General features: G+C 69.3%; 22 protein-coding genes and 1 pseudogene. 12 read left to right on the top strand and 11 right to left on the bottom strand.

Features of this window, described 5'->3' with window-relative positions:
* Positions 1–3: 3 nt before the first annotated feature.
* The 3 genes from AB0959_RS35765 to AB0959_RS35755 are packed head-to-tail and all read right to left on the bottom strand — an operon-like array spanning position 4 to position 3385.
* Positions 4–1506, bottom strand: a complete 1503-nt coding sequence (locus tag AB0959_RS35765) for a long-chain fatty acid--CoA ligase (RefSeq protein WP_366830907.1) — start codon at positions 1504–1506, stop codon at positions 4–6.
* 38 nt (positions 1507–1544) lie between these two features.
* Positions 1545–2420: an amidohydrolase family protein gene (locus tag AB0959_RS35760; protein ID WP_366830979.1), complete on the bottom strand. Its 876-nt coding sequence runs from the start codon at positions 2418–2420 to the stop codon at positions 1545–1547.
* Between the two features lie 47 nt (positions 2421–2467).
* The gene (locus tag AB0959_RS35755) at positions 2468–3385 is read right to left on the bottom strand and encodes an SDR family oxidoreductase (RefSeq protein ID WP_366830906.1); all 918 of its coding nucleotides are present in this window, start codon (positions 3383–3385) and stop codon (positions 2468–2470) included.
* Positions 3386–3638: 253 nt separating this feature from the next.
* Here AB0959_RS35755 and AB0959_RS35750 point away from each other — a divergent pair, with 253 nt between their 5' ends.
* Positions 3639–4064, top strand: coding sequence for a MarR family transcriptional regulator (locus tag AB0959_RS35750; protein WP_366830905.1), 426 nt, complete (start codon positions 3639–3641; stop codon positions 4062–4064).
* A gap of 125 nt (positions 4065–4189) precedes the next feature.
* Positions 4190–5050 (top strand): IclR family transcriptional regulator, encoded by an 861-nt coding sequence (locus tag AB0959_RS35745; protein ID WP_366830904.1) that lies wholly within the window; start codon positions 4190–4192, stop codon positions 5048–5050.
* A 164-nt stretch (positions 5051–5214) separates the two neighbouring features.
* On the opposite strand, the gene AB0959_RS35740 is transcribed toward AB0959_RS35745, so the two are convergent.
* The 3 genes from AB0959_RS35740 to AB0959_RS35730 form a co-directional block, all read right to left on the bottom strand.
* Positions 5215–7008, bottom strand: coding sequence for a sulfatase-like hydrolase/transferase (locus AB0959_RS35740; protein WP_366830903.1), 1794 nt, complete (start codon positions 7006–7008; stop codon positions 5215–5217).
* A 399-nt stretch (positions 7009–7407) separates the two neighbouring features.
* Complete coding sequence (locus AB0959_RS35735; protein WP_366830902.1) at positions 7408–8517, bottom strand: serine hydrolase domain-containing protein; 1110 nt, start codon at positions 8515–8517, stop codon at positions 7408–7410.
* 280 nt (positions 8518–8797) lie between these two features.
* Positions 8798–9547, bottom strand: coding sequence for a hypothetical protein (locus AB0959_RS35730; RefSeq protein ID WP_366830901.1), 750 nt, complete (start codon positions 9545–9547; stop codon positions 8798–8800).
* Between the two features lie 288 nt (positions 9548–9835).
* Between AB0959_RS35730 and AB0959_RS35725 the strand changes: the two genes are divergently transcribed.
* Together AB0959_RS35725 and AB0959_RS35720 are read left to right on the top strand one after the other, a co-directional pair.
* Positions 9836–11215, top strand: coding sequence for a glycoside hydrolase family 16 protein (locus AB0959_RS35725; protein ID WP_366830900.1), 1380 nt, complete (start codon positions 9836–9838; stop codon positions 11213–11215).
* A 300-nt stretch (positions 11216–11515) separates the two neighbouring features.
* Positions 11516–12439, top strand: coding sequence for a LysR family transcriptional regulator (locus AB0959_RS35720; protein ID WP_366830899.1), 924 nt, complete (start codon positions 11516–11518; stop codon positions 12437–12439).
* Positions 12440–12610: 171 nt separating this feature from the next.
* Here the strand turns inward: AB0959_RS35720 and AB0959_RS35715 are convergent, their stop codons facing one another.
* Both AB0959_RS35715 and AB0959_RS35710 read right to left on the bottom strand, forming a co-directional pair.
* Positions 12611–13015, bottom strand: coding sequence for an AbfB domain-containing protein (locus AB0959_RS35715; protein ID WP_366830978.1), 405 nt, complete (start codon positions 13013–13015; stop codon positions 12611–12613).
* Between the two features lie 3 nt (positions 13016–13018).
* Positions 13019–13096, bottom strand: a pseudogene (locus AB0959_RS35710) (hypothetical protein); the annotation flags it as partial.
* Between the two features lie 301 nt (positions 13097–13397).
* Between AB0959_RS35710 and AB0959_RS35705 the strand changes: the two are divergent.
* Both AB0959_RS35705 and AB0959_RS35700 read left to right on the top strand, forming a co-directional pair.
* Positions 13398–13691: a hypothetical protein gene (locus AB0959_RS35705; RefSeq protein ID WP_366830898.1), complete on the top strand. Its 294-nt coding sequence runs from the start codon at positions 13398–13400 to the stop codon at positions 13689–13691.
* Between the two features lie 188 nt (positions 13692–13879).
* Positions 13880–14227, top strand: a complete 348-nt coding sequence (locus AB0959_RS35700) for a hypothetical protein (protein ID WP_366830897.1) — start codon at positions 13880–13882, stop codon at positions 14225–14227.
* Positions 14228–14255: 28 nt separating this feature from the next.
* Here the strand turns inward: AB0959_RS35700 and AB0959_RS35695 are convergent, their stop codons facing one another.
* From AB0959_RS35695 to AB0959_RS35685, 3 genes are all read right to left on the bottom strand, one after another.
* Complete coding sequence (locus AB0959_RS35695) at positions 14256–15020, bottom strand: IS5 family transposase (protein WP_366830896.1); 765 nt, start codon at positions 15018–15020, stop codon at positions 14256–14258.
* Between the two features lie 141 nt (positions 15021–15161).
* Entirely contained in the window at positions 15162–16118 is a 957-nt protein-coding gene (locus AB0959_RS35690; RefSeq protein ID WP_366830895.1) for a dihydropteroate synthase, read from the bottom strand.
* Between the two features lie 568 nt (positions 16119–16686).
* Entirely contained in the window at positions 16687–17595 is a 909-nt protein-coding gene (locus tag AB0959_RS35685; RefSeq protein ID WP_366830894.1) for an AraC family transcriptional regulator, read from the bottom strand.
* A 200-nt stretch (positions 17596–17795) separates the two neighbouring features.
* Between AB0959_RS35685 and tkt the strand changes: the two genes are divergently transcribed.
* Genes tkt through gnd form a run of 6 tightly spaced genes read left to right on the top strand, consistent with a single transcriptional unit; the run spans position 17796 to position 26202 of the window.
* Positions 17796–19907, top strand: coding sequence for a transketolase (tkt, locus tag AB0959_RS35680; protein ID WP_366830893.1), 2112 nt, complete (start codon positions 17796–17798; stop codon positions 19905–19907).
* A 19-nt stretch (positions 19908–19926) separates the two neighbouring features.
* On the top strand, positions 19927–21108 hold the full coding sequence (tal, locus tag AB0959_RS35675; protein WP_366830892.1) for a transaldolase: 1182 nt from the start codon (positions 19927–19929) through the stop codon (positions 21106–21108).
* Complete coding sequence (gene zwf, locus AB0959_RS35670) at positions 21105–22679, top strand: glucose-6-phosphate dehydrogenase (protein WP_366830891.1); 1575 nt, start codon at positions 21105–21107, stop codon at positions 22677–22679. Before tal ends, zwf begins: the two co-directional genes overlap by 4 nt.
* The gene (gene opcA / locus AB0959_RS35665) at positions 22676–23611 is read left to right on the top strand and encodes a glucose-6-phosphate dehydrogenase assembly protein OpcA (RefSeq protein ID WP_366830890.1); all 936 of its coding nucleotides are present in this window, start codon (positions 22676–22678) and stop codon (positions 23609–23611) included. Before zwf ends, opcA begins: the two co-directional genes overlap by 4 nt.
* The gene (gene pgi, locus AB0959_RS35660) at positions 23604–25313 is read left to right on the top strand and encodes a glucose-6-phosphate isomerase (protein WP_366830889.1); all 1710 of its coding nucleotides are present in this window, start codon (positions 23604–23606) and stop codon (positions 25311–25313) included. Before opcA ends, pgi begins: the two co-directional genes overlap by 8 nt.
* Before the next feature lie 10 nt (positions 25314–25323).
* Complete coding sequence (gene gnd, locus AB0959_RS35655) at positions 25324–26202, top strand: phosphogluconate dehydrogenase (NAD(+)-dependent, decarboxylating) (protein WP_366830977.1); 879 nt, start codon at positions 25324–25326, stop codon at positions 26200–26202.
* Positions 26203–26348: the final 146 nt, after the last annotated feature.

Below are 26348 nucleotides of genomic sequence, written 5' to 3'. Positions count from 1 at the left end.
GAGTCAGCTGTTCCCGTAGCGCTTGCGCACCCGGGCCTTGAGGAGCTTCCCGGAGGCGGTGCGGGGCAGTTGGTCCGCCAGCACCACCGACTTCGGGATCTTGTACTTGGCGAGGCGTCCGGCCAGCGAGGCCAGCACCTCGTCGGGGTCCACCGAGGCGCCCTCCCGGGGGACCACGACCGCACGCGGCACCTCGCCCCACTTCTCGTCGGGCACGCCGATGACCGCGCACTCGACGATGTCGGGGTGGGCGAGGAGGTGGTCCTCGATCTCGGCGGGGTAGATGTTCTCGCCCCCGGAGATGATCATGTCCTTGATGCGGTCGACGATGAAGGCGTAGCCGTCCTCGTCGATCCGGGCCGCGTCCCCGCTGCGGAACCAGCCGTCCGTGAAGGACGCGGCGGTCTCTTCGGGGAGCCCCCAGTAACCGGGCATGACGTGCGGGCCGCGGACGACGACCTCGCCGGTCTCGCCGACGTCGACGGGGGTCATGTCGGGCCGTACGACGCGGACATCACTGAAGAAGTGCGGGACACCCGCCGAACCCGCCTTGCTGATCGCGTGTTCGGCGTCCAGGAACAGCGTGCCGGGAGCGGCCTCCGTCATGCCGTAGCCCTGGAGGAAGGTCAGTCCGCGCTCCTGGTACCTGGCGATCATCGGGGTCGGGACCGGGGAGCCGCCGCACGTCAGGATCCGCAGGCTGGAGAGGTCCGCTCCGGCCCAGCGCTCGTGCCGGGACACCTGGTCGAACATGGTGGGCACCCCGAACATGAAGGTGATCCGGTGCTGTTCGATCAGGTCGAAGGTGGCTGCCGGGTCGAACGCCTCGACCAGGACGCAGGTGCCGCCCTTGAGCAGTACGGGCAGGGTGAGCATGTTCAACCCGGCCGTGTGGAATAGCGGGGCGGAGACCAGGGCACGCTCGTCGGCGATCAGATCGTGGTCGATGAGGACGTTGACCGCGTTCCAGGTCAGGTTGCCGTGGGTGAGCATGGCGCCCTTGGGGCGGCCCGTCGTACCCGAGGTGTACATGATGATGCAGGTGTCGTCGGGTGTGACGGGCTGGTCGATCGGCTCGGACTCGGCCCCGGCGAGCAGCGCCTCGTACTCGGCACCGACCTCGATGTACGTCCGCACGTCCGTGCTGCCCGGCAGGCCCGCGACGAGCCCGGCGTGCGAGGGCCCGTAGACGAGGGCCTTGGCGCCGGAGTCGGCGAGCTGGTAGGCGATCTCGGGTCCGGCGAGGCGGGTGTTGAGCGGGACGAACACCGCGCCGAGCGTGCCGGCCGCGAACATCGTCTCCAGGTACGAGGGGTGGTTGGGCCCCAGATACGCGATCCGGTCGCCCCGGCGGACCCCCGCGCCGCGCAGGGCGTGGGCGAGACGGGTGGTGCGCTCGAACAGGTCGCCGTAGGTGAGCGTGGTGTCGCCGTGGATCAGGGCGGTGCGGTGCGGGGTCTTGCGGGCCCGGCGCGCGGGCCACGACCCGATTCCCTCATTGCGCATCTGTCCGCCCCTGTCCGTCATTGCACATGGGGTGTCCCTTACGGTTTCGTCAGCCCGAGCAGACGGGCGGCGTTCTCCTTGAGGATCTTCGGCTTGACCTCGTCCTTGATGCTGAGCTTCTCGAAGTCGGCGAGCCAGCGGTCGGGGGTGAGGACGGGGTAGTCGGAGCCGAAGAGGACCTTGTCCTTGAGCAGCGTGTTCGCGTACTGCACGAGCTGCGGCGGGAAGTACTTGGGCGACCAGCCGGAGAGGTCGATGTGGACGCCGGGCTTGTGGGTGGCCACGGCCAGGGCCTCGTCCTGCCAGGGGAAGGACGGGTGCGCCAGGATGATCTTCAGATGCGGGAAGTCGGCGGCCACGTCGTCCACGTGGAGCGGGTTGGAGTACTTCAGCCGGATCCCGCCCCCGCCGGGCACGCCGGCGCCGATGCCGGTCTGGCCCGTGTGGAACAGGGCGATCGTGCCGGTCTCCTCGATGACCTCGTACAGGTCGTAGGCCACCGAGCGGTCGTTGGGGAAGAAGCCCTGGATGCTGGGGTGGAACTTGAAGCCCTTGACCCCGTACTCCTCGACGAGCCGCCGGGCCTGCTTCACGCCCGCCTTGCCGCGGAAGGGGTCGATGGACGCGAAGGGGATCAGCACGTCCGGGTTGGCGGCGGCGGCCTCGGCGACCTCCTCGTTCGGGACGGGCTCGGTGCCGGTGGCGGACTCGGCGTCGACCGTGAAGATCACGGCGGCCATCCTCCGCTCGCGGTAGTAGGCGGCCGTCTCCTCCAGGGTCGGCTTCCGCTTGCCCTCGACCTTGAAGTAGGCGGACGACGCGTCGTGCAGGTCGTCGGCCAGGGACGCCTTGCCCTTGGAGGAGACCTCGGCGTGGGTGTGGACGTCGATGGCCACCAGGTCGTCGGGGTTGATGCCGGGGGTGCCGGAGGTACTGGGGGTGCGGGGGGTGCCGGGGTTCATCACGCCTCCGGGATCTTCGGGGCGGGCACTCCGACGGTCTCCGGCTCGGCGCCCAGCGAGGTCGGCCAGGCGTCGGCGAGCGCCTCGGGGGTCCAGCCGCCGTTCGCGTACGCCGTCCTGATCTCCTTGGGATGCGACCAGAGTGCCACCTTGTCGCCGCCGATGCCGATGGCCTGGCCGGTGACGCCGCGGGCGGCCTCGGAGGCGAGGAAGGGAACCAGGGCCGCGCAGTCCTCCGGGGTGCCGAAGCCCTCGCCCTTGCGCAGGAAGTCGGGGAACGGCTTGCCCTCGCGCAGGGCCTCCACGTACGGGGCGAAGAAGGGGATCGTCTCCGTCATGGCGGTGGCGGCGACCGGCACGATCGCGTTGACGGTGATGTTCGCGCGGCCCAGCTCCATCGCCCAGGTGCGGGCGAAGGCGGCGATGCCCGCCTTGGCGGCCGCGTAGTTCGTCTGGCCGAAGTTGCCGCGCTGTCCGGCCGGGGAGCCGACGAGGATCAGGGAACCGCCCTCGCCCTGCTCACGCATGCGGATAGCGGCGGCGCGGGCGCAGGTGAAGGTGCCCTTGAGGTGCGTGGCGATCACCGCGTCGAAGTCGTCGTCGGACATCTTCCACAGGACCTTGTCGCGCAGGATGCCCGCGTTGGTGACCAGGACGTCGAGCCGGCCGAACTCCTCGACCGCGCGGTTCACGAGCCGGTCCGCCGCCTCGGAGGTGCCGACCGGGACCACCTCGGCGACGGCCCTGCCGCCCGCCTCGGTGATGGACTTCACGGCCGCCTCGGCCACGGCCTCGTCGATGTCGTTGACGACCACGGCGGCTCCGTGGGCGGCCAGGGCCTGTGCGTAGGCCAGGCCTAGGCCACGGCCGCTGCCCGTGACGACGGCGACCTTGCCGGTGAGATCGATGCTGGGCACGAGGGGTCCCTTCGAACGATGCGAACGATGAGGTGCGGCTGCCGGACGGGCCGGGCCACGACTACAGGATCGAAGCTAAGGACAATCATTGTTGTCGTCAATAGTTGTTGCCGTGTCGGTGTTGCGGCATGCTGGAGGCAGACGTACGTACCGCCCCACCGGGGCCCGGCCCAGGGAGCCAGCCATCGCCGGCCAGCAGCACGCCACCGACAACGCAGTGGGCCCCGCCCTCATCGACGCACAGGAGCCGTGGATGCGCACGCTGCACACGGACACGGGCTACCTGCTGTACCGGCTGGGCCTGAGGTCGGGGCAGCTCTTCAACGCGTTCCTGCAGGAGTCGGGACTGCGCCTGCGCCACTACGCGCTGCTGCGGTTCCTCGCCACGTCGGAGGGCGCGCTGCAGCGCGAGCTGAGCTCCCGGCTGGGCTACGACCCGAGTGCGATCGTGGGGCTGGTCGACGACCTGGAGAAGCTGGGGTTCGCCGAGCGGCGCCCGTCGCCCGACGACCGGCGCAGCCGCATCGTGGTGCTCACGGAGGACGGCCGGGCCTTCCTCCGCGACACCGACGAGGCCGGGCTGCGCGTCACGAACACCCTGCTCCAGGCCCTCGACCCGGCCGAGCGGGACACCCTGCATACTCTCCTGCACAAGGTCGCCGAGACCGAGCTGAGCTGAGCGAGGGCGAGAGCGCGATCGCGAGCGCGAGCGCGAGCGCGAGCCCAGGGAAGCGAGAACCCGAGCCGACCGAGCAGAGAGCCGCACCGAGAGAGCGCCGCCCGAGCAGAGACAGAGCCGATGCCATGCCGATAACCGCCGACACCGTCCCGTCTCCGACACCTCCGCCGTCGTCCCCGCGGTCCCCGTCGCTGCGGTACTCGTCCGCACCGGCGCCGTCCACACCCACGTCGGCGACGCGGTCCGCGCCCGACCGGCTGCTCGCCGTACTCGCCGCCTTCGACCACGAGCACCCCGCGCTCTGCCTCACCGACATCAGCCGCCGGGCCGGGCTCACGCTCACCACGACCCACCGGCTGGTCGGCGCGCTCACCGAGTGGGGCGCCCTGGAGCGCGACGACTCCGGCGTCTACCACGTGGGGCTGCGACTCTGGGAGGTCGCCGCCCTCGCCCCGCGCGGGCTGGCGCTGCGGCAGATCGCGCTGCCGTACCTGGAGGACCTGTACGAGGCGACGCACGAGAACGTACAGCTGGCGGTGCGGGACGGGGGCGAGGTCGTCTACATCGAGTGGCTCTCCGGCCGCTCGGCGGTCGGCGTCCACATCCGCGTGGGCGCCCGCTGGCCCCTGCACGCCACGGGCGTCGGCCTCGCCCTGCTCGCGCACGGCGACCCCGACGACCAGGAGGAGTACTGCGCGGGGCCGTTGGCCGCGTTCACGCCGTACACCATCACCGACCCGGCGCGCCTGCGACGCGTCCTCGCCGAGGTGCGGCGCACGGGCGTCGCCGTGAGCAGCCGTCAGGTCACGGACGACGCCCTCTCGGTGGCCGCCCCGGTCCGCGGCCGGGACGGCGCGGTCGTGGCGGCCGTGTCGGTGGTCGTGCCGCAGGATGGCGCGCAGGTTCCGGTGCTGGTACCCGCGGTGCGGTTGGCGGCTCGGGGGATCTCTCGTGGGTTGGGGTGGCAACCGGAGGCGGGGAGCTGACCGGTCCGGTCTCGTCTGCCAGGTTCTGACGGTGGCCGACTGCGGGATCGCTGTGGCTGGTCGCGCCCACGCGGCGGAGCCGCATATCAACACAGCCCCGCGCCCCCAGGAGCCTCGGGCGCACCCGGCACCGCAACGCACCCGGCAGCCACGCACCAACAGGCTTACCGCGCCACCACCTGTGCCGCGTACGCCACCGGCACCCCCACGTGCGTGGCCGTGCCGTGGCAGGTCAGCCGGCCGCGCTTCGCGCCCGCGGAGGGGGTGACCGTCCAGCGGGCGGTGAGCCGGCCGCCCGCGGGGACGCGGTCCGCGCTCGCCCGGCCGAGCGTGCGCACCTGCCAGCGGTCGGGTGCCTGGAGGGAGAGCCCGGCGGCCGTCCAGGGCCGGGCGGAGCCGTTGGCGAGGGTGGCCGTCACGAGGAACTCCCCACCCTGCCGGGTCACTTCGAGGGTGACACCGAAGGGTTTGCGCTCGTAGGTGTCGGCCCACGACTCACGCATCAGGCGCACCAGCGCGTCGGCCTCCCGTGGCCGTGCCGCCGCGAGGTCGTCCCGCTCTCCGGGGTCCTTGGCGAGGTCGTACAGCTCGACCTGCCAGCGGTCGTCCGGCACGCGCCGGTCCTGACCGGGCGCGAACCGCACCGCCTTGAAGTCCCCGCGGCGCACCGCCTCGGCCAGACGCCGTGCCCGGCCGCCGTCGACGACGTCGGCGCGCGGAGTGACGCCACTGTGGTTCCGGTAGAAGTACAGGTGATCGTGCACGGGGGTGCGCGCCGTGTCCCGGGCGCCCCGCAGCAGCGGCGCCAGGGAGAGGCCGTCGATGTCCGTGGGGACGGGCGCGCCCGCGAGGTCCGCCAGGGTCGGCAGCAGATCGGTCAGCGGGGTCGGCCGGTCGGTGGTCCCCGCCGGGACGCGGCCCTTGGACCAGGCGATGAGCGGGACGCGGATGCCGCCCTCGTACAGGTTCCGCTTGTAGCCGCGCAGCGGGCCGTTGCCGTCGAAGAGGTCGGGGTCGGTGCCGCCCTCCTCGTGCGGGCCGTTGTCGCTGGTGACGAGGACGAGGGTGCGTTCGGCGAGACCGTGCTCGGTGAGCCGGTCGACGACGCTGCCGACGAGGGTGTCGAAGGACGTGACCTGGGCGGCGTGCGCCTTGTCGGGGTGGGGCCAGGGGGCGTCCGCATACCGGCCCAGGTGGGGGTCCTGGCTGGGGGCGTGCGGGACCGTCGGCGCGAGGTAGAGCAGGAACGGCTCGTCCTTGTGCGCGTCGACGAAGTCGAGCGAGCGCTGCTGGATGAGGTCGGGCGCGTACACCTCGCGGGCGTCGTCCCGGTTCGCGGGGATCTCCTGCCGGGTGCCGTTCTCCCAGAGGTAGTCCGGGTAGTAGTCGTGGGCGTGGCGGTGGGTGATGTAGCCGTAGAACTCCTCGAATCCCCGGGAGTTCGGGTGGCTCGGCTGGTCCGGCTCCTCCGGTCCGAAGCCCCACTTGCCGATGAGACCGGTGCGGTAGCCGCGGGCCCGGAGCGCCTCCGCGAAGGTGAAGTCGTGCTCGGTGAGGCTGCCCTGGCCGCCCGGCCCCCATGGGTTCTCGCGCACGGTCGCGTGGCCGCTGTGCAGTCCGGTGAGCAGGGAGCAGCGGGAGGGCGCGCAGACGGGGGCGGCGGCGTACGCGTCGGTGAACCGCAGTCCCTCGGCGGCCAGGGCGTCGAGACGCGGCGTGTGGATCAGCTTCTGCCCGTAACTGCCGAGTTCGCCCCAGCCGAGGTCGTCCGCGAGGACCACGACGAAGTTGAGCCGCTGGGCCCTGGGCTGGGTGGCCGGGACGACCGAGGCGGACGGGCGGCCCTCCGGCTGCGCCGCGTCCCCGCCCCCGGCCTCCTTGCCCGCCGAACACCCGGCCGCCGCTCCGGTCACGCCGAGGGCGGCGGACCCGGCGAGAAAACGGCGGCGGCTGGGCATGCGGAACTCCTGTCGGTGGGCGGTGGTTGGCCGTGATCCGATGATCAGCGGGACGGTCCGTGCGGAACCATGCACAGGGCATGAACACCTTGTTGCAGGTCACCGGGTGCCGCCCGCAGCCTCGGGGGGAGCTTCGGGCGGCACCCGACCCTAGAGAGGGGGAATGCCGCGTTCTGGTTCCCTCGGCCGTGAGCGATCTTCGCATGAGCCCCGCCACGCCCTCGCCAGGGCCCCCGTCCGCCCACCTCCCGGCCCTCCGACATCCCTCGCACCGGTGAGGACTTCACCGATCCCCCGCAGAGATACCGGGACGGTCCCTTGCCCCAGGGAGCCGCCGATGCCCTCCGGCCCCGCTCGTTTCATCCGGCACCGCCACGCCGGAATCGGCGTGCCCTCCGGCTAGACCGAGAACCCCTCGTACGCGGCAGCCAGCATCAGGAACGCCCGGTCGTCGCCGAGCGACTCCTGGTGGAGCATCCGGTTCATCACGTACGCCACCGTCATACGGGCGTCGAGGTCGACCAGGACCATCGAGCCGCCCCAGCCGCCCCAGAAGCAGCTGCGCGGGTTGGGCAACTGGCCGCTGTGCAGCCCGTATCCCAGTCCGTACCGCATGGGCACGCCCAGCACGCTGTCCTCACCGCGGAACTGCTCCTCGAACACGCGCTCACAGCCGGCCTCCGACAGCAGCCGTACGCCCCGTGCCGTGCCGCCGCAGGCCAGTACGGACTGCACGGCGGCCACCGAGCGAGCGTTGCCGTGACCGCCCGCGGCGGGGATCTCGGCGCGCCGCCAGGCCGCCGTGTTGGCAGTGGCGGGCGGCACATCCGGATTGCCGCGGCGACCGAGCGGGGACGACGGATCCGGTGTGCTCGGGGGCGGAATCACGGGGGCGACCCGGTGGTCGTGCTCCTCCCCCAGCCCGATGTGGAAGTCGGCGCCCACGGGACCGGCGACCTCCTCGGCGAAGAACGTGCCCAGCGGGCGGCCGGTGACCCGGCGGACGACCTCTCCGACCAGATACCCCTGCGTGAGCGCGTGATAGCCGGCCTCGGTGCCCGGTTCCCAGGCCGGGGCCTGCGCGGCGAGACGGCCGGTGGCGGTGGGCCAGTCGTACAGGTCCTCGACCGTCATCGGCTCCGCCCAGGTCGGCAGCCCGGCGGTGTGGCCGAGCAGATGCCTGACCTGGACCTTCTCCTTGCCCGCCGCGGCGAACTCGGGCCAGTACGCGGCGACCGGGGCGGCCGGGTCCAACTCGCCGCGGTCGATGAGGATCAGCGCGCACAGGGCCGTCATGGTCTTGGTGGTGGACCAGACGTTGGTGAGGGTGTCCCGCTCCCAGGGGACGGTACGCGCCTCGTCCACGAAGCCGCCCCACAGGTCGGCCACGGGCTCCCCGTCCACGTACACCGCCACGGAGGCGCCCACGTCACGGTCTGCGAGCGTGGCCGCCAACGCGTCGCGTACGGCGGCGAACTGGTCGGTACACGTGCCCTGTATGTCCGTCATGCGGTGAGACGCTAGCGGGGTGCCTCCGGCGGTTCCAGCGAATATGGTGTGCCTGGTTCTGTGGGGGGCGGCTGCGGGTGCGTCGTGGCTGGTCGCGCTGTTCCCCGCGCCCCTGAAGACCCGGGCGCCCCCGGCAGCACAACGCGCCGACGACCCCGTACGCGACGTACCCGACGCCCCCCGCCGGGCCGCTGCCGCCCACACACAGAACCCGGAACACGAGAAGGCCCCGCCCAACCACCAGAGGACCACCAGAGCACCACGACGGAGATCCGGCCCCTCAGCTTCCGTCTCTCTCCCGCTCGATGCGGTAACAGCCGTCCGGCTCGAGCTTCTTGGCGAAGACCGCGTCGAGGTCGCTTCGCACACGGAACTCATAGCAGTCCTCGACAGCCCGGCCCTCCCGACCGGCACCTGACAGCCATACGAGAGCGGTGAACCGACCTCCCTCCCACTCCGTGTCCTCCACCTCAATGCCCGGGGTCGTCCACACATCCGCCGTACGGGCACCCTCAGCACCGTTCGTCGTCACCGCGGCCCGCAGCTCGGCGACGACGTCATCGGCCACGTCGGCCGGGTCACGCCGCAACCGCCAGGTTTCGTACCCACAGGCCTTGTACGGCATTTCGCGCACAGAGACGGGCGGTTGGCCCACGGCCGGGACGACCTCGAAGCGGAAGCAGCCGTCGGCGTCGCCGGAAACAGCGAACCCCCCGCCCACGACCACGGCGAAGCGCGCCGTCACCGTCACTCGTCGGCCGTCCCGCCGGATCTCGCCCGAACTCTTCAGCCAGGTCGTGACAGCCCGTCGGATCTCGGTGTCGACCAGTACGCCGTCGGCTGCCGCACGCGACAGCCCGGCCCGCGTCCCGTCAACTGTCGAGGCCAGCTGGTCCCGGGCATCTCGCTCGGCCTTGCGGTCATCGAGCTTCAACGACACCACCGCGCCGACGACCAGCACGAGCAGGACGCCGGCCACCACCGCCACGGCCAGACAGCCCGCTCCCACGCATCCCCCGCGTCTCCCCATACCGCGCATACTGCCCGGCCCCGGCCGCCGCCATCGAGCCCGTGCCCGTCCTGTGATCCAACAGGAGCTCCCACGAGACCGCCTCCTTCCCGACTCCTTCAGAGCGTGAACTCATCCCCCCCAGTCGAACTTTCACTGCTTCACCTCTTGACGGCCCGAGTGACCGGGAGCACATTGGCCCCGCACCTCTCGTTTGAGAGCGCTCTCATGAACGGTCTTCCCCAGAGCTCCACTCAGGGCGCTCGCCTCTGCATCCGTGCACCCCACTCCGTACGCAAAGAGGTACTCATGAGGACAACCCCCACACCCCCCAGACGCGGGCCTCTACGCCGCACCCTCCTCGCTCTCCTCAGCGCACTGAGCCTGGCCGCGGCAGGCGCCTCGGCGGCACAGGCGTCGGCACCCGCCCCTCCGACCGGCTGGACCCAGGTCTTCGTCGACGACTTCAACGGCTCCGCCGGAACCGGCGTCAGCACCTCCAACTGGCAGTACGCGACCGGCACTTCCTACCCGGGCGGCCCCGCCAACTGGGGCACCGGCGAAGTCGAGACGATGACGAACAGCACCAACAACGTCGCGCTCGACGGCAACGGCAACCTCCGCATCACCCCGCTGCGCGACTCCGCCGGCAGGTGGACCTCGGGCCGCATCGAGACCAACCGCACCGACTTCCAGCCCCCGTCGGGCGGCAGACTCCGGGTCGAGGCCCGCATCCAGATGCCGAACGTCACCGGCACCCCCGCCGAGGGCTACTGGCCCGCGTTCTGGATGCTGGGCGGGCCCTACCGGGGCAACTACCAGAACTGGCCGAGCGTCGGCGAGCTGGACATCATGGAGAACGTCCAGGGCCTGAACCGCGTGTGGGCCACCATGCACTGCGGCACCAACCCCGGCGGCCCGTGCAACGAGACCACCGGCATCGGCAACTACACGGCGTGCCCGGGCACCACGTGCCAGTCGGGCTTCCACACCTACACGATGGAGTGGGACCGCTCGGCGAGCCCGGAGGCGATCCGCTTCTACGTCGACGGCACCAACTACCACACGGTGACGGCCAACCAGGTCGACGCCACGACCTGGGCCAACGCCACCAACCACGGGTTCTTCATCATCCTGAACGTGGCCATGGGCGGCGCCTTCCCGGACGCGCTCGGCGGCGGCCTGGACAGCGCCACGGAGCCCGGCCACCCCATGGTCGTCGACTACGTCCAGGTGCTCTCCAGTGGGAGCGGTACCACTCCCCCGCCCACCGGCAACCGTGACGCCTACAGCCCCATCCAGGCGGAGTCCTACGACGGTCAGAGCGGCGTGAGCACCGAGTCCACCTCGGACTCGGGCGGCGGCCAGAACATCGGCGCTCTCGCCAACGGGGACTGGGCCCTCTACCGGGGCGTGAACTTCGGCTCCACGGCGGCCGCCCAGTTCAACGCCCGCGTCGCCAGCGGCGCCGGCTCGGGCGTCAGCGGCCTCGTCGAGGTCCGCCTCGACAGCCGCACGAGCGCCCCCGTCGGCAGCTTCGCCGTCGGCGACACCGGCGGCTGGCAGTCCTGGAGGACGATCCCGGCGAACATCAGCGGGGTCACCGGGACCCACGACGTCTACCTCACCTTCACGAGCGGCCAGCCCCAGGAGTTCGTGAACGTCAACTGGTTCAACTTCGGTCACTAACCGGCGAGTTGGCGGCGCCCGGCTCGGCTGGAGGAGTACTCCGCCCGGGCCGGGCGTCCTCCATCACCCGGATCGGGGTCACCGCCGCCTTGAGGTCGGCCCAGAACGCCGGCCGAGCGTCGATCGGGTGACCGGGGCGGCAGACCGTCGTCCGCATGCGCCCACACACACGCGTCCTTGAGTCGCGCGCCCTCGGGACCCGTCGTCGGAACCGTTGTCCAAATCCGGCGCCCGGGGGCTCGCACACAGTGGAGCAAGCCCGCGTACAACCTCTGGTTGTCGAGTGCTAGCGTCCCCCGGGTGAATCTGGAGTCCGTTCGAGCCTTCGTCGCCGTGGCGGAGGAAGGGCAGTTCCGGCACGCCGCCGCCCGCCTCGGCCTGACCCAGCAGGCGGTGTCCAAACGCATCGCGACGCTGGAGTCGTCCCTGGATGTGACCCTGTTCAGGCGCGTGCCCACCGGAGCGGTCCTCACCACGCACGGGGAGTCCTTCCTCCCGCACGCGCGTGCCGTCCTGATGGCGGTGCGGCAGGCCGTCGCGTCGGTACGGACCGCCGGGGAGCCCCTCCGGGTGGACGTGCTGCGCAGTCACCTCGCGTCGGCCGAGATACTGCGGGAGTTCCATCGCACTCATCAGGACGCCCCGTTGGAGACGGTGACCCTCGCCAAGGCCGACGCGGCCGTCCGTGCGCTCCTGGACGGCGAGATCGACGTGGCGTTCGCGTACCTGCGAAGCCCCGTCGAGGAGCGTGACCCCCTGCTGAAGAGCACGCCCGTCCACTTCGAGGGGCTGGACGTCGTCGTCGGTGCGCAGCACCCACTCGCGAGGACGGAACGGCTCCGGCCCGCAGATCTGACCCCCTTCACCGCGTGGATGCCCGGAATCGTCAGCGGCAGCGAATGGGCCGAGTTCTACCGCGAGTTCGGCGAAGCCTTCTCCGTGACCATGGACTCGAGCGGCCCGAACTTCGGCCCGGAGTCACTGCTGGAGACGATCGCCGCATCGAGCTCACTGATCACGTTCGTGGGACACAGGACCCGCCTCACCTGGCCGGAAGACGAGTCGCTGCACCGTATCCCCCTCGTCGACCCCGCGCCGTTGTACCCGTGGTCCCTGATCTGGCACTCACACAACCGGCACCCCGGGTTGCCGGACCTCGTGTCGTACGTGCGGTCGGGGTTCGAGCCACCCGACAGGACGAGCGTGTGGCTGCCGTACAAATAGCCCGTGAGCCCTTTCCAACCTCTGCTGCTGGCAAGGTAGTTGGCCTGACAGACGGATGAAGCCCCTGTTAGATGGGTTTGCGACTGCCGCGCTATCGGCATCCGATGGCGGAGCCTGAGCAGGCTGGTAGGCCCTGCTCGGGCTCGCCCACCTCCGCATTGGCGCGCGAGGTTAATTGGGCCCGGGCGGCTCCGGCTCCAGTCCGCCGACAATCCTGAAGGTCGAGTCCTTGCGGTCGACGTCGTTGCCGTTGTCGGTCTCCTCAAGGAAGAGATCGAAGTTTCTGTGCCTGATAAAGCGTGTGGGGAAGTTGAGGGAGCGGAACGACACCGCGCCGGCATCCGCGAGCCCCGGGACCATGACGAACGTTGCGTCCTTGCGCATGAGCTGCATCTCCGGAGTCTCGGGCGGAGGCGGTCCGAGAGGGACGTTGGGCCCCTCGTGGAGCTTCATGCGAAAGTCCTGGTGCCGCAGGTAGTGCGTGGGGAAGTTGAACGAGCGGAACGAAAGGAGATTGGGGTCCGCGAGACCCTGCACGATTTCGAACGTGGCGTCCTCTCGGTCCAGTTCGCTCACGATCTGAGTGAGTTCCCCCAGGAAGTTCTGGTGTCGGATGAAGCGATCCGGGAAGTTGATGGACCGGAATGAATTACCCACTTTCCCGCTCCTTCTGTATCAGGGTGGCCGGCTGAGACAGGGACTCCCCGGCCTTTTTTCCAGTCCATTCTTCTGGCTCTCCGAGAGCCAGGCGAGAGGGGCTACGCCATCTGGGTGACACTGTCAGCAGGTTCCGTGGATGAGTGGACATCTGGTGATGCTGCCGAGTTGCGCAAGCCCGTCGCAAGAGCATGCTGTTGTAGAGAGAATCAGCAGGGAAGCGCTACGGCGGAAATTTCCTCACGAGGCATCAGCTCTGTGTCCGGCGCGAAGGAAGACGGACATCCGGCGAGGTGGACCCATGGCGAAAATGACACGCGAGGCTCCGCAAGAATCGGTGCAAGAGGTAGAAGTCTTCAACGTTGAACTGAGCCCGGATGAGAAGTCTGCGTTTCTCGCGGCTCCTGACGAGTTCGCCAAGAGCTTTCTCGAAGGCGAGGGGCACAAGGTCAACCGAGTCGTCATTGATAGGTGCTTCTATCGTGATGATGGCGACGGGGATGATTTTCCGTGCCCTGAGCCAATGGTGCTGGTGCACGCAATATTGGGCCACTTGAGGTCCCACTGGGTGTGGATCTGTAAGCATCCCATTTAGCCTCTGGCTTTCACGAAGCGGGCTGAGCGCACCGCCGTAAATCGCGCTCACCCGCCGCCTACCGGCTGCTCACCACGGTGGACCCGCTGACGGCGGACGTAGAGGACCGGGGCGAGGGCGAGTGAGCCCATTCCAAGTTCAGGCGACAGCCGATCGACGCTGTGCCACGGATGTCTGTAGACCTGGCTATGACGTTCTTGGCGGTGGTCGAGGGTGATGGGGGCGGATGGCGCATCGATCGGGATGGTCTGACAGACGCGATTCGTGCCCGGTGGTCCGGGGTCGAGATCGACTCGGCGCAACGCAGCGAAGTACGCAGTCTCATATGGCAGTTCGATACCGAGAACGGTCCCGGTGAGGCGTATCTGCACGAGGACGGTAGCTGCCTGTACATGGGCGTCTGGCAGGAAGACGACGCCATCTGGTTGGCGATCGTCTTCCGCAGGCTGACACCTCTGGACCTCGACCTGGTGTTCTGCGATGAGGGTTACCCTTCGACGTCCGTCTGCGGGCGGGGACGACGGAAGCGGAATTGACGGACTTGGTGAATGCTGCGAGTTGATCTCAGCCCGTGGCAGTGAGCTGTAGGACCAGGACGGCTTGGACGAGGCTGGTGATCCGGGTCGTCGAGCAGCGGAGTTTACGGAGGAGGCGCCAGGACTTGAGGGTGGCGATGGCCTGCTCGACCAGTGCGCGGATCTTTGCGTGGGACCGGTTGACGGCCTGCTGACCGGTGGAGAGGGGTTCCCATCGGCCGCGGTAAGGGAGACGGACCGTGCCGCCTGCGCCCTGGTAGCCCTTGTCTGCCCAGCAGCTGATGTTGGCCGCGGCGAGTACCTCGATGATGCCGTGCTCGCGCGCGGCACGGACGTCGTGGACGGCGCCGGCCAGGGCTGGTGAAGCCCACATCAGACGCCCTTTCGGATCAGCAATGACCTGCACGTTCATGCCGTGCTTCTTGTGTTTGCCTGAGTAGAACCGGCGGTCGGCAGCGATTCGGTCGATCGGCAGGAGCGTCCCGTCCAGGATCACGTACGCCTTCGTCGACGCCGCTCGTGCGGCTTCGCTGAGGGTGGGAGCGAGGGCGGCCAGGAGGTTGACGGCCTCGGTGATGTATCGGTAGGCGGTGGTGGTGCCGATCCCGAATCCGGCCGCGAGCAGGGCGTAGGGCTGGCCGTTGCGCAGGTGGGCGAGGGTGAGCAGAGCCTGTCGTCCTGCATTGAGACGCCTCCATCGGGTTCCGAGAGCGCGGCGGTGTTCTCTCAGGCGGGCGGCGAGGAAGCGCAGGGCAGAGCTGGCCACGCCGGCGACGGACGGGAAGACAAGCATGCGAAGCCTCTGGTGGAGACGGTTCTCTTGGTCGAAAACCCATCTATCAGGGGCTTCATCTGTCTGTCAGCCCAACCGCCCGCCTGGCAAGTGAGGTTGGAAAGGGCTCCGTGTCTCTTTGACTGACGTCGGGGAGTACCACTACCCCTCCGGCATAGGAATCCACCGGGCGGTCGACTCGGTTTTGTCCAGACTGAAGGCTTGAGGACCGAGTGCCCGGAGAGCAGCTAGTATCGCCCTGACCTTGGGCACTTCGTGAGTGCGGTAAATACCTGTTCCTCCAAGGTGTGCCAACACGGCAAAGAACCCTTCGGCGGTACGGAATTCATCCTCGAAGAGACTAAAAGCATGCGGTAGGGCGTGGCAGATTGGAAGACCCATCCGTCGCAATCGGAATGTATTGAGGAGAGCCCTGGCCTGATACTGAATGCGAACATCGGCAGTTACAGATTCCCCATGAGAGAAGCCGATTCCAGGATCAATGGCGATTCGATCGACTCCCATCGAGCGAGCGTGCTCCACGCGCCTACCAAAGTAGTCGAGCATCCCAGGGACAGGGTCTTCATCGACACCTCTTGCACTCACGTCCCGAGAGTCCTTCCCTTCGACATGGCACAGAATGATCGTCGCCTGCCGGTCGGCCACTATGGGAAACATGTCACCGTCCGACGCCAACCCACCGGAGTAATTCAAGAGGAGCGCCCCCGCCTCCAGGCACGATCGGGCAACGGCAGGCTCGTAGGTCTCGATCGAAACGACGATCCCTTGCTCAGCAAGTTCCTTCACGACCGGCACCAAGGCGGAGATCTGCTCGCGCGCGGTCACCTGCACAGTACGGGGATTGCTGGACTCGGCGCCAATATCGACGATATCGGCTCCTTGCGCCGCGAGGATACGCCCTTTTCGGACAGCAGACCGAGTCGAGGTCGCGACACTCTCTCGATATGTCGAGTCTTGAGAAAGATTGATGCATCCCATGACAGCCGGGGTGGCGTCGACATCGATTTCCCGATCCCCCACGCGAAGCGGGTCGACAGGCAGGGAGAGATCGCCCTCATACCGCCGCGCTAGATCTACCAAATCAGCAAGGGAAATCATCCGACCTCACTCTCAAGCAGGATAAGGATTGCGATTCGACCTTGGTCCGCAGCGCGTTGTACTCAGCGAACGCCGACTCGACGCACCGGGGAACCGGGCGGCTTCGGCGGCGGTCAAGCGGGCGCCGACCGCGCCGTAAAGCTTGGGGGGCGCTCGTGGCGATGGCGCCACACAAGCGTGGCGTCCGGAGACACCGTGTGCAGCGCGTTGAGATTGCCCAGACACAGGGGGACTTCACCGTCCGGGCCGAGGAGGCCACAAGTGCGACCGCGGCCTGCTTGGACCCTTCCGAATACCGCCTTGTGTACTGGCTTCCCCCCGGCACTGCTTGCACTGCTCCCTCTGGGCTCACACGTCCCAGTCTCCAGGTGTCCACGATCAAGGGGAAGCTTCATGCGGCGGCTCGCGCCACCGCCGGGCACCACCGCCGGCGGGGCGACGGCCTGCATCACGCCGTCCAGGCCACCGCCCGCATCCGACACGCTTGAACGGGATCGGAGTGGCAGCGCCCCGGGCGACGGGACGTGCAGGGGCGGCGATGGCGAAAACAGCTCTCGGCTCCATCCCCTCAGCGCAACTCCGCCCGGAACGCCACCGGAGCCACCCCCGTGTGCAGCTGAAAGAACTTGGAGAAGTTGGCCGAGTCGGGAAACCCCACAGCGGCACCGACCCGCCCGATCGGCAGGTCCGTATGGGCCAGCAACCGCTTCGCCTCCAGCACGACCCGCTTGTCGATGAACCCCTTGGGCGTCTCCCCCGTGGCGGCGCGAACAGCGCGCACCAGCGTACGGCGGGAGTACCCGAGCGCGTCGGCGTACGCACTGACGCTGTGGTTGGCTGCGAACCCCTTCTCGACGGCCTCACGGAAGCGGGTGAAAGTGGTGTCGGCGTGCAGGCGTTCGGCTTCCGCCGAACCGGACGCGAGGTGGGCCAGGCGGAGCAGGAACGCGGTCAGGGAGTGCCGCAGCACAGCGGTGTGCAGGCTGAGCGGGAGGGTCTCGGTGTCGGTGTACTCGCGTTCCAGCTGGTCGAGGGAGTGCCGCAGAGCGGCGAGCCGGGCCGCGTCCGGGCGCAGAAGCGGTGCCAGGTCGTAGCGGTAGAGGCCGGTCGCCTCGACGGTGGCACGCGGAAGGAAGCCGGGCTGCATGGTCAGCACGGTCCCGCGGTACTCGGCCGTGCGGGAGAAGCGGTGGACCTGGCCTGGACGGATCCACAACAGGTCACCGTCGGAGACCTCGTACTCGGCGAAGTCGATCATGTGGGTCACGGGGCCGCCGCCGAACAGCATGACCACGTGGAAGTCGATGCGGTGCACGCGCTCCACCGGCACGTCCGGGTGCCAGGCGCGGTCCGGGTCCATCCGGCCGACCTGCATGCCGACGCCGGAGAGGCTGAGGTCGACGGGGAAGGGAAACGTCTTGATCCCATCACCATCCGGGGAGGTTCTCCCCGCGTTCTGGGGGGTTCTGTGCGCCATGTCCCTCTCGCTGAGGCTCGGCCCTGTTGTCCGCCCAGCAGTCTGCCCTGCGAGCGGTCCTGCGGTCGATGTCCCACTTTCACCGAAGGCTGACACAGGCGCACCTTCCCCAGCAAAAGTCAGACTTTTAGCTTTGAAGGCGAACCGGCCACGGCATCCCGCTTCGTGAGGACTTCTTGAAGATGGAGGGCTTCCTGCAGATGAGCTCACAGACCGCACAGACAGCACAGACATCTGACGGCTTCGAGTGGACCGACCTCGACCGCCGTGCCGTCGACACCGCCCGGCTTCTCGCGGCCGACGCCGTGCAGAAGGTCGGCAACGGGCATCCGGGCACCGCGATGAGTCTCGCCCCGGCCGCGTACACCCTCTTTCAGAAGGTGATGCGGCACGACCCCGCCGATCCCGAGTGGACCGGCCGCGACCGCTTCGTCCTCTCCCCCGGCCACACCTCGCTGACCCTTTACACCCAGCTCTTCCTCGCGGGCTATGAGCTGGAGCTGGACGATCTGAAGGCGTTCCGTACACACGGGTCCAAGACGCCCGGCCACCCGGAGTACGGGCACACGGCGGGCGTCGAGACCACCACCGGCCCGCTCGGTCAGGGTGTCGCGAACGCGGTGGGCATGGCGATGGCCGCCCGCTACGAGCGCGGCCTGTTCGACCCGGACGCCCCCGAGGGCGAGTCCCCCTTCGACCACACCATCTGGGCGATCGTCTCCGACGGCGACCTGCAGGAGGGAATCTCCGCCGAGGCCTCGTCGCTGGCGGGTCATCAGAAGCTCGGCAACCTGGTCTTCCTCTACGACGACAACCACATCTCCATCGAGGGCGACACCGCCACCGCCTTCTCCGAGGACGTGCTGAAGCGGTACGAGGCGTACGGCTGGCACGTGCAGCGGATCGAGCCCGCGTTCAACGGCGACATCGACGTCCCCACGCTGTACGACGCGCTCAGGGCGGCGCAGGCCGAGACCGCGCGCCCCTCGATCATCGCGATGCGCACGATCATCGCCTGGCCCGCCCCGGGCGCCCAGAACACCGAGGCCGCGCACGGATCCGCGCTCGGCGACGACGAGGTGGCCGCCACCAAGCGTGTCCTCGGCTTCAACCCGGACGAGACGTTCCAGGTCGCCGACGAGGTCCTGGACCACACCCGTCAGGCCCTGGACCGGGGTGCCGAGGCGCACGCCGCGTGGGACAAGGAGCTGGCGGAGTGGCGGGCCGCCCAGCCGGAGCGCGCGCGGCTGTTCGACCGGGTGGTCGCGGGCCGGCTGCCCGAGGGCTGGGAGCAGGCGCTGCCGGCCTTCGAGGAGGGCGCGTCCGTCGCCACGCGTGCCGCGTCCGGCAAGGTGCTGCAGGCGCTCGGCGCGGTCGTCCCCGAGCTGTGGGGCGGCTCGGCAGACCTGGCGGGCTCCAACAACACCACCATCGACAAGACGAGTTCGTTCCTCCCGGCGGACAACCCCCTGCCGGAGGCGAGCCCTTACGGCCGCACGATCCACTTCGGCATCCGCGAGCACTCCATGGCCGCGGAGATGAACGGCATCGCCCTGCACGGCAACACCCGTATCTACGGCGGCACGTTCCTCGTGTTCTCCGACTACATGCGCAACGCCGTGCGTCTGTCGGCCCTGATGCAGCTCCCGGTGACGTACGTGTGGACGCACGACTCCATCGGCCTGGGTGAGGACGGTCCGACCCACCAGCCCGTCGAGCACCTCGCCTCGCTGCGCGCGATCCCGGGCCTGAACGTCGTCCGCCCGGCCGACGCCAACGAGACCGCCATCGCCTGGGCCGAGATCCTCAGGCGGCACGCCACCCACCCGGCCCCGCACGGCCTCGCGCTGACCCGCCAGGGCGTGCCCACCTACGCCCCCAACGCCGAGGCGGCGAAGGGCGGTTATGTCTTGCGGGAGTCCTCGACCGGGAATCCGGACCTCATCCTGATCGCCACCGGTTCCGAGGTGCACGTCGCCGTGGCCGCGCGGGAGCGGTTGGAGGCCGAGGGCGTCGGCACGCGGGTGGTGTCGATGCCGTCCGTGGAGTGGTTCGAGGAGCAGCCGCGCGCGTACCGCGAGAGCGTGCTGCCGCCGGGCGTGAAGGCCCGTGTCGCGGTCGAGGCGGGCATCGGGCTGACCTGGCACCGCTACGTCGGGGACGCCGGACGGATCGTCTCGCTGGAGCACTTCGGTGCCTCGGCCGACGCCAGGACCCTGTTCGCCGAGTACGGCTTCACCCCCGAGAACGTCGTCGCCGCCGCCCGGGCTGTGCTCAATTCACCTACTGGTCTTACCGCCGCCCGCGGTTGACGCGAGCGCCTGAAGGAAGATGATCACTGTGACCACCGAAGCAACCGCGGCGACCACGGCCGCGGAACCCCTGAAGCGCCTGACGGACGAGGGCGTCTCCATCTGGCTCGACGACCTCTCCCGCGAGCGCATCACGTCCGGCAACCTCGCCGAACTCATCGAGAAGAAGCACGTGGTGGGCGTCACCACCAACCCGTCCATCTTCCAGGCCGCCATCGGCTCCGGGGAGGGCTACGAGGAACAGCTCGCCGGTCTGGCCGTGCGCGGTGTGACGGTCGACGAGGCCGTACGGATGATGACGACCGCCGACGTTCGCGCCGCGGCCGACGTCCTGCGTCCGGTGTACGACGCGACCGGCGGGCGCGACGGCCGGGTCTCCATCGAGGTCGACCCGCGCCTGGCCCACAACACGGCGGCGACCGTCGCCGAGGCCCAGCAGCTCGCCTGGCTGGTGGACCGTCCGAACGTCATGATCAAGATTCCGGCGACGAAGGCCGGTCTTCCGGCGATCACCGAGGTCATCGGCCTCGGCATCAGCGTGAACGTGACGCTGATCTTCTCGCTGGAACGCTACCGCGAGGTCATGGACGCCTACCTCGCCGGTCTGGAGAAGGCACAGGCGGCCGGCCTCGACCTGTCCGCGATCCGCTCCGTCGCCTCCTTCTTCGTCTCCCGTGTGGACAGCGAGGTCGACAAGCGGCTGACGAAGCTCGGCACGGACGAGGCCCTTTCCCTCAGGGGCAGGGCGGCCCTCGCCAACGCCCGTCTGGCGTACGAGGCGTACGAGGAGGTGTTCGGCTCCGGCGGCCACGCGCCCCTGCTCTCCGCCCGCTGGACCGCGCTCGTGACGACGGGCGCCCACAAGCAGCGTCCGCTGTGGGCCTCCACGGGCGTGAAGGACCCGGCGTACAAGGACACGCTGTACGTGGACGAACTGGTCGCGCCGGGCACGGTCAACACCATGCCGGAGGCCACCCTCGACGCCACCGCCGAGCGCGGCGTCGTGCAGGGTGACACGGTGACCGGCGGTTACGCCCAGGCGCGGGCCGACCTCGCGGCCGTGGAGGCGCTCGGGATCCCGTACCACGAGGTCGTGAAGCAGTTGGAGGACGAGGGCGTGGCGAAGTTCCAGGTGGCCTGGCAGGAGCTGCTGGGCGCGGTCTCGACGTCCTTGAGCAGGAAGGGAGTTGACGGGGAATGAGCGACGAGGTTCTCACCGGGACGGGCTCCCTGGCGGACGCGGTCGAGGCCTATCGGGCCAACCCGCTCCGCGATCCCCGCGACCGCCGTCTGCCCCGCGTGGCGGGCCCCTCGGGTCTGGTCATCTTCGGGGTGACCGGTGACCTGTCCCGCAAGAAGCTGATGCCAGCCGTGTACGACCTGGCCAACCGCGGTCTGCTGCCGCCGGGTTTCTCGCTCGTGGGGTTCGCGCGCCGCGACTGGGAGGACCAGGACTTCGCGCAGGTGGTGCACGACGCGGTGCGCGACCACGCCCGTACGCCGTTCCGTGAGGAGGTCTGGACGCAGCTCGCCGAGGGCATGCGGTTCGTTCCCGGCGACTTCGACGACGACGACGCGTTCAAGCAACTGCGCGAGGCCGTCGACGAGTTGGACGCCTCCCGTGGGACCAGCGGCAACTTCGCCTTCTACCTCTCGGTACCGCCGAAGTTCTTCCCCAAGGTCGTGCAGCAGCTGAAGAAGCACGGCTTGGCGGACCCCCCGGAGGGCTCCTGGCGGCGTGGGGTCATCGAGAAGCCGTTCGGCCACGACCTGGCCAGCGCCCGCGAGCTGAACGCCATCGTGCACGAGGTGTTCGACCCGGAGCAGGTGTTCCGCATCGACCACTACCTCGGCAAGGAGACCGTCCAGAACATCCTGGCGCTCCGCTTCGCCAACCAGATGTACGAGCCGATCTGGAACAGGTCGTACGTCGACCACATCCAGATCACGATGGCGGAGGACATCGGTATCGGTGGCCGCGCCGGCTACTACGACGGCATCGGCTCGGCCCGTGACGTCATACAGAACCATCTGCTCCAGCTCCTGGCGCTGACCGCGATGGAGGAGCCCATCGCCTTCGACGCCGAGTCGCTGCTCACCGAGAAGCTCAAGGTCCTCAAGTCCGTGCGTCTGCCGGAGGACGTCGGGCTGCACACGGTGCGCGGTCAGTACGCGCCGGGCTGGCAGGGCGGCGAGAAGGTGCCCGGGTACCTCCAGGAGGAGGGCATCGACGCCAACTCGAAGACCGACACGTACGCGGCGGTCAAGCTGGAGGTCGACAACCGCCGCTGGGCGGGCGTCCCCTTCTACCTGCGCACGGGCAAGCGCCTGGGCCGGCGGGTCACCGAGATCGCGGTGGTCTTCCAGCGGGCGCCCCACTCCCCCTTCGACTCCACGGCCACCGAGGAGCTCGGCGAGAACGCGATCGTCATCCGCGTGCAACCGGACGAGGGGATGACCGTGCGCTTCGGTTCGAAGGTGCCGGGTACCTCGATGGAGATCCGGGACGTGTCGATGGACTTCGCGTACGGCGAGTCGTTCACGGAGTCCAGCCCGGAGGCGTACGAACGCCTGATCCTGGATGTACTGCTCGGCGACGCCAACCTCTTCCCCCGCCACCAGGAGGTGGAGGAGTCCTGGAAGATCCTCGACCCGATCGAGGAGTACTGGGACCGGCACGGCAGGCCCGCGCAGTACCCCTCGGGCACCTGGGGACCCGAGGAAGCCGACGAGATGCTCGCACGAGACGGACGGAGCTGGCGCAGGCCATGAAGATCGACCTCACCGACACCACGGCAAGCAAGATCAACAAGGCGCTCGTGCAGGGACGCCGGTCCATCGGCACCCCCGCCGTGGGCATGGTCCTCACGATGGTCATCGTGACCGACGAGGAGAACGCCTACGACTCGATCAAGGCCTCCGAGGAGGCCTCGCACGAGCACCCCTCGCGCACCCTGGTCGTCATCAAGCGGCACGCCCGGACCCCGCGCGACCGCACCACGTCCCGCCTGGACGCGGAGGTCCGCGTGGGCGCGGACGCGGGCACCGGCGAGACGGTCATCCTGCGGACGTACGGCGAGGTGTCCGACCACGCCGACTCCGTGGTCCTGCCGCTGCTGCTGCCCGACGCGCCGGTCGTCGTCTGGTGGCCGGTGAACGCGCCCGAGGTGCCCGCCAAGGACCCGCTCGGGGCGCTGGCCCAGCGCCGGATCACCGACCTGTACGCGGTCGACGACGCGCTCGCCACGCTGGAGCAGCGCCGCATCTCGTACGCGCCGGGTGACACCGACCTGGCGTGGACCCGGCTGACCCCCTGGCGTTCGATGCTGGCGGCGGCGCTCGACCAGGCCGGTGCGCAGATCACGTCCGCGGCCGTCGAGAGCGAGGCGGAGAACCCGAGCGCCGAGCTGCTGGCGCGCTGGCTGGAGGCGCGGCTGCGGGTGCCCGTCGAGCGGGTGGTCACCGGCGGACCGGTCGTGACCGGTGTCCGCCTCGGCACCGCACGGGGCGAGATCGTCATCGACCGCCCCGAGGGCCCGCTGGCCACGCTCACCCTGCCGGGCCAGCCGGCGCGCACCCTCGCCCTGAAGGTGCGCCCCACCTCCGAGCTGATCGCCGAGGAGCTGCGCCGCCTCGACGCCGACGAGATGTACGCCGTCGCCCTGCGCGGCGAGGGCACCAAGGAGACCGCCGCCCATGTCTGACACGCCCAAGCTCACCCTGCGCCCCGAGTGGACCGCACTGCAGGACCACCGCGCGGACGTGATGCTGCACCCGGACCTGCGCGAGCTGTTCGCGGCGGATCCGGGACGCGCCGAGCGCTACACCGTCCGCGTGGGCGACCTGCTCCTCGACTACTCCAAGCACCTGATCAACGACGAGACTCTCGCGCTCCTCCAGGAACTGGCCACCGCGACGGACGTGTTCGGCCTCCGGGACGCCATGTTCCGCGGCGAGAGGATCAACATCACGGAGAACCGGGCCGTCCTCCACACGGCCCTGCGCGCCCCGCGGGACGCCGTGATCGAGGTCGACGGCGAGAACGTGGTGCCGCGCGTGCACGCCGTGCTGGACAAGATGGGCGCGTTCGCCGAGCGGGTCCGCTCCGGTGACTGGACCGGCCACACCGGCAAGCGGATCAGGAACGTCGTCAACATCGGCATCGGCGGCTCGGATCTGGGCCCGGCGATGGCGTACGAGGCGCTGCGACCGTACACGGCGCGCGACCTGACGTTCCGTTTCGTGTCGAACGTGGACGGCGCCGACCTGCACGAGGCGGTGCGCGACCTGGACCCGGCGGAGACGCTGTTCATCGTCGCGTCCAAGACCTTCACGACGATCGAGACGATCACGAACGCGACGTCGGCCCGTTCCTGGCTGCTGGCCGGGCTGGGGGATGGGGGTACCTCCCGCTCGAGCGAAGTCGAGAGTGGGGGAGACAAGGCGGTGGCCAGGCACTTCGTGGCACTGTCGACGAACGCCGAGAAGGTGTCGGACTTCGGCATCGACACGGACAACATGTTCGAGTTCTGGGACTGGGTCGGCGGGCGGTACTCGTTCGACTCGGCGATCGGCCTGTCACTGGTGATCGCGATCGGCCCGGACCGCTTCCGGGAGATGCTGGAGGGCTTCAGGACCGTCGACGACCACTTCCGCAGCGCGCCGGCGGAGTCGAACGCGCCTTTGCTCCTGGGCCTGTTGGGGATCTGGTACGACAACTTCTTCGACGCGCAGTCGCACGCGGTGCTGCCGTACAGCCACTACCTGTCGAAGTTCACGGCGTACCTGCAGCAGCTGGACATGGAGTCCAACGGCAAGTCGGTGGACCGCGACGGGCATCCGGTGGAGTGGCAGACGGGCCAGGTGGTGTGGGGCACGCCGGGGACGAACGGCCAGCACGCGTACTACCAACTGCTGCACCAGGGCACGAAGCTGATCCCGGCCGACCTGATCGGCTTCGTACGCCCGGTGGAGGAACTGGGTCCCGAACTCGCCGCGCAGCACGACCTGTTGATGGCGAACATGTTCGCTCAGGGCCAGGCGCTCGCCTTCGGCAAGACGGCCGAGGAGGTACGGGCCGAGGGGGTGCCGGAGGAGCAGGTGGCGCACCGCACGTTCCGCGGCAGCCGTCCGACCACGACGATCCTGGCCACGGAGTTGTCCCCGTCGGTGCTGGGCCAGCTCATCGCCCTCTACGAGCACAAGGTGTTCGTGCAGGGAGCCGTCTGGAACATCGACTCCTTCGACCAGTGGGGCGTCGAGCTGGGCAAGGTCCTGGCCAAGCGTGTGGAACCGGCGCTGACGGAAGGCGCCGACGTCCCCGGTCTCGACGCCTCCACGGCCTCTCTGGTGGCCACCTACCGCAGTCTTCGCAACGTTCAGAGCATTCAGGGAGCAGTGAACTGACATGGCATCGATGCAGCTGGGTCTCATCGGCCTCGGCAAGATGGGCGGCAACATGCGCGAGCGGATCCGCCGCGCGGGCCACACCGTCATCGGCTACGACCGCAACCCCGACGTCTCCGACGTGAGCAGTCTCCAGGAACTCGTGAGCGGTCTCGAAGCGCCGCGGGTGGTGTGGGTGATGGTCCCCGCGGGCGGTCCCACGCAGTCGGTCGTCGACGAGCTGTGCGGTCTGCTCTCCCCCGGTGACACGGTCGTCGACGGCGGCAACTCGCGTTGGACGGACGACGAGAAGCACGCCGGGCAGCTGGCCGAGCGCGGGATCGGTTTCGTGGACGCGGGCGTGTCCGGTGGCGTGTGGGGCCTGGAGAACGGCTACGCGCTGATGGTCGGCGGAGACAAGGAGCACGTCGAGCGGCTCCACCCGATCTTCGAGGCGCTCAAGCCGGAGGGGCCGTACGGGTACGTCCACGCGGGCACGGTGGGCGCCGGGCACTTCGCGAAGATGGTCCACAACGGGATCGAGTACGCGATGATGCAGGCCTACGCCGAGGGCTGGGAGCTGTTGGAGCAGGTGGAGTCCGTGACCTCCGTCCGTGAGGTGTTCCGCTCCTGGCAGGAGGGAACGGTCATCCGTTCCTGGCTGCTGGACCTGGCGGTCAACGCGCTGGACGAGGACGAGCACCTTCAGAAGTTGCGGGGGTACGCGGAGGACTCCGGCGAGGGGCGCTGGACGGTGGAGGCCGCGATCGACCACTCCGTGCCGCTGCCGGCGATCACCGCGTCGCTGTTCGCCCGCTTTGCCTCCCGGCAGGACGACTCTCCCCAGATGAAGATGATCGCGGCGCTGCGGAACCAGTTCGGCGGCCACGCGGTCGAGTCGACGAAGTAGCTCCTCGCCCCCGCCCCTCGTCTCCGCCGCCCCTACCCGTCCCATCCTGTCCCTGGGGGCTCCGCCCTAGACCCCCGGGTGGGGGGGTGGTTGGGGTGGGTGGGTTGGTGCGGGTTGGGTGTGGCTGGTCGCGCAGTTCCCCGCGC

The organism is Streptomyces sp. NPDC046862, from assembly GCF_040704615.1.
GTDB lineage: Bacteria > Actinomycetota > Actinomycetes > Streptomycetales > Streptomycetaceae > Streptomyces.
The sequence above is the reverse complement of the archived record's forward strand: the minus strand, read 5'-3'. Positions and strand labels throughout refer to the sequence as shown.

What these genes read in the sequence shown, in the direction of transcription:
- tkt (WP_366830893.1), top strand. Translation starts at nt 17,796, where the DNA reads ATGAGCTCACAGACCGCACAGACAGCACAGACATCTGACGGCTTCGAG.
- tal (WP_366830892.1), top strand. Translation starts at nt 19,927, where the DNA reads ATGATCACTGTGACCACCGAAGCAACCGCGGCGACCACGGCCGCGGAA.
- AB0959_RS35690 (WP_366830895.1), bottom strand. Translation starts at nt 16,118, where the DNA reads ATGATTTCCCTTGCTGATTTGGTAGATCTAGCGCGGCGGTATGAGGGC.
- opcA (WP_366830890.1), top strand. Translation starts at nt 22,676, where the DNA reads ATGAAGATCGACCTCACCGACACCACGGCAAGCAAGATCAACAAGGCG.
- zwf (WP_366830891.1), top strand. Translation starts at nt 21,105, where the DNA reads ATGAGCGACGAGGTTCTCACCGGGACGGGCTCCCTGGCGGACGCGGTC.
- AB0959_RS35685 (WP_366830894.1), bottom strand. Translation starts at nt 17,595, where the DNA reads ATGGCGCACAGAACCCCCCAGAACGCGGGGAGAACCTCCCCGGATGGT.
- gnd (WP_366830977.1), top strand. Translation starts at nt 25,324, where the DNA reads ATGCAGCTGGGTCTCATCGGCCTCGGCAAGATGGGCGGCAACATGCGC.
- pgi (WP_366830889.1), top strand. Translation starts at nt 23,604, where the DNA reads ATGTCTGACACGCCCAAGCTCACCCTGCGCCCCGAGTGGACCGCACTG.
- AB0959_RS35735 (WP_366830902.1), bottom strand. Translation starts at nt 8,517, where the DNA reads ATGACGGACATACAGGGCACGTGTACCGACCAGTTCGCCGCCGTACGC.
- AB0959_RS35745 (WP_366830904.1), top strand. Translation starts at nt 4,190, where the DNA reads ATGCCGATAACCGCCGACACCGTCCCGTCTCCGACACCTCCGCCGTCG.
- AB0959_RS35725 (WP_366830900.1), top strand. Translation starts at nt 9,836, where the DNA reads ATGAGGACAACCCCCACACCCCCCAGACGCGGGCCTCTACGCCGCACC.
- AB0959_RS35750 (WP_366830905.1), top strand. Translation starts at nt 3,639, where the DNA reads ATGCGCACGCTGCACACGGACACGGGCTACCTGCTGTACCGGCTGGGC.
- AB0959_RS35765 (WP_366830907.1), bottom strand. Translation starts at nt 1,506, where the DNA reads ATGCGCAATGAGGGAATCGGGTCGTGGCCCGCGCGCCGGGCCCGCAAG.
- AB0959_RS35730 (WP_366830901.1), bottom strand. Translation starts at nt 9,547, where the DNA reads ATGGGGAGACGCGGGGGATGCGTGGGAGCGGGCTGTCTGGCCGTGGCG.
- AB0959_RS35740 (WP_366830903.1), bottom strand. Translation starts at nt 7,008, where the DNA reads ATGCCCAGCCGCCGCCGTTTTCTCGCCGGGTCCGCCGCCCTCGGCGTG.
- AB0959_RS35705 (WP_366830898.1), top strand. Translation starts at nt 13,398, where the DNA reads ATGGCGAAAATGACACGCGAGGCTCCGCAAGAATCGGTGCAAGAGGTA.
- AB0959_RS35700 (WP_366830897.1), top strand. Translation starts at nt 13,880, where the DNA reads ATGACGTTCTTGGCGGTGGTCGAGGGTGATGGGGGCGGATGGCGCATC.
- AB0959_RS35695 (WP_366830896.1), bottom strand. Translation starts at nt 15,020, where the DNA reads ATGCTTGTCTTCCCGTCCGTCGCCGGCGTGGCCAGCTCTGCCCTGCGC.